Raw genomic sequence first — 2616 nt, forward strand, 5'->3', positions numbered from 1 at the left:
GCACCTCGTTCTGGCCAAAGGATTTCCTCAGCCCCTCTGCGCGGAACACGGCATTGCCGACCATGCGTTCCTCCCTGACATGACGCTATGGGCTACATCGGCAATTGTCAACACGATTGACAATTGCCAGATCGCTTCCTAGCTTGGCCCGACCGCCATGCCTCCGTTATGTTCGGAGTGCATATGCGGGAGGATGACGATGACTGGAAAATCGCAGTTCGAAGCACTGTCGGTCGAGACGCTTTCGAGCCGTCTTGGCGACAACGAGGCGTTGCGCGCGCGGATCGGCAAGGACACGAGCGCCTGGAAGGTCCGCGAGGTCGGCGACGGCAATCTGAACCTGGTGTTCATCGTCGAAGGCGCCAGCGGTGCAGCGGTGGTAAAGCAGGCCCTGCCCTATGTCCGCCTGGTCGGCGACAGCTGGCCACTGCCGCYGAAGCGCTCGTTCTTCGAATACCATGCGCTGACCCGGCAAGAGGCGCGCGCGCCGGGCTCGGTGCCGGCGATCTACCATTTCGATGAAGGCCAGGCGCTGATCATCATGGAATATCTGTCGCCGCACATCATCCTGCGGCGGGCGCTGATCGAAGGCCAGCAGCTGCCGAACATTGCGAGGGATATCGGCCTGTTCATGGCCCGCACCCTGTTTCGCGGCTCCGACCTGCATATGGCAGCCAAGGACCGCAAGGCCGACCTGGCGCTGTTCGCCGACAATGTCGAACTCTGCGACATCACCGAGAACCTGGTGTTCTCGGACCCCTATTTCGACGCCAGGATGAACCGGCACACCTCGCCGCAGCTCGACGACCTCGTCGCAGAGCTGCGCGCCGACCGCGACCTCAAGGTCGAGGCGCAGCGGCTGAAGCACATATTCGCCGCCAATGCCGAAACGCTGCTGCATGGCGACCTGCATTCCGGCTCGATCATGGTCACCGACACGCAGACGCGGATGATCGACCCCGAATTCGCCTTTTACGGCCCGATGGCGTTCGATGTCGGCATGCTGCTCGCCAATTTCTGGATGTCCTTCTTCTCGCAGCGGGGACACGAGCAGAGCGGCAAGCGCGACGCCATGCGCGCCTATCTGCTCGCGGTGACCGTCGAGACTTGGGTCGTGTTCCGCGCCGAGTTCTCGCATCTGTGGCGCACCGAGCGCACCGGCATGCTCTACCAGAAAAGCCTGTTCGAGGATCAGGGCGACAGGCTCGGCGCCGAACAGGCGCTCGACCATGTGCTGCACCAGATCTGGACCGACCTGCTCGGCTTTGCCGGCATCGAGGTCCACCGGCGTATCCTCGGCCTCGCCCACAATGCCGATTTCGAGACCATTGCCGACGAGGATCTGCGCGCCAGTTGTGAGGCCAAGGCGCTGAAATTCGGCCGCCACCTCGCCGTCAACCGGCGGCAGATCCACAGCATCGACGAGGTCAACCACCTGGCCGCGCTGATTGAACAGGAGAGCAGCATTTGAACGTCGGCGACCGCCACTATCGCACCATCTGGCTGAGCAACGACGGGCGTTCGGTGGAGATCATCGACCAGCGCTGGCTGCCGCATGATTTCCGTGTCGAGAAGATCGACACCGTCACCGGCATCGCCACAGCGATCCGCGACATGTGGGTGCGCGGCGCGCCGCTGATTGGCGTTACCGCGGCCTATGGCGTCGCCATGCAGATGGCGGACGATCCATCGGATGACGCACTTGATGCGGTCTGGGAGACTTTGCACGAGACGCGGCCGACGGCGATCAATCTGCGCTGGGCGCTGGACGAGATGCGGCGCTTCCTCAGGCCGCTGCCAACAGAACAACGGGCCGAAGCCGCCTATCGGCGGGCCAGGGAAATCGCCGACGAGGATGTCGGCCTCAACCGCGCCATCGGCGAGAACGGTCTCGCCATTATCAGGGCGATCGCGGCGCGCAAGCCGAAGGGCGAACCGGTCAACATCCTGACCCATTGCAATGCCGGCTGGCTGGCGACCGTCGACTACGGCACCGCCACGGCGCCGATCTATCTGGCAACCGAGGCCGGCATTCCGGTCCACGTCTATGTCGACGAGACGCGGCCGCGCAACCAGGGCGCCCAGCTGACCGCATGGGAGATGGCCGGCCATGGCGTGCCGCACACGCTGATCGTCGACAATGCCGGTGGCCATCTGATGCAGCGTGGCGAAATCGACATGGTCATCGTCGGCACCGACCGCACCACCGCCGACGGCGATGTCTGCAACAAGATCGGCACCTATCTCAAGGCACTTGCCGCCGCCGACAATCATGTGCCGTTCTATGTCGCGCTGCCGTCGCCGACCATCGACTGGACGGTGCATGACGGGCTGGCCGATATCCCGATCGAGCAGCGCTCGGCCGACGAGGTTTCGCTGGTCTGGGGCAAGACCTCTGCCGGCGAGATCGCCCAGGTGCGCATCTCGCCCGAGACGACACCCGCGGCGAACCCGGCCTTCGACGTGACGCCGGCGCGGCTGGTGACCGGCCTGATCACCGAACGCGGCGTCGCCAAGGCATCGCGCGAGGGCCTGAAGGCGATGTTTCCCGAGCGCGGCTAGAGCAATCCAGGAAAAGTGTGAAACGGTTTTCCGTCCGGAATTGCGTCAAAACAA

Annotated in this window: 2 protein-coding genes; both read left to right on the plus strand. The window is 64.0% G+C overall.

The genetic code is table 11. From position 1 onward, the window contains the following. The first annotated feature begins 199 nt into the window (after positions 1 to 199). Entirely contained in the window at positions 200 to 1471 is a 1272-nt protein-coding gene (gene mtnK, locus ACXJ7R_RS29615; protein ID WP_457154923.1) for an S-methyl-5-thioribose kinase, read from the plus strand. Continuing rightward, positions 1468 to 2562, plus strand: coding sequence for an S-methyl-5-thioribose-1-phosphate isomerase (gene mtnA, locus ACXJ7R_RS29620; RefSeq protein WP_457154924.1), 1095 nt, complete (start codon positions 1468 to 1470; stop codon positions 2560 to 2562). The genes mtnK and mtnA overlap by 4 nt, the downstream gene beginning before the upstream one ends. Positions 2563 to 2616 lie beyond the last annotated feature (54 nt).

Source organism: Mesorhizobium sp. P5_C1 (genome assembly GCF_054049815.1).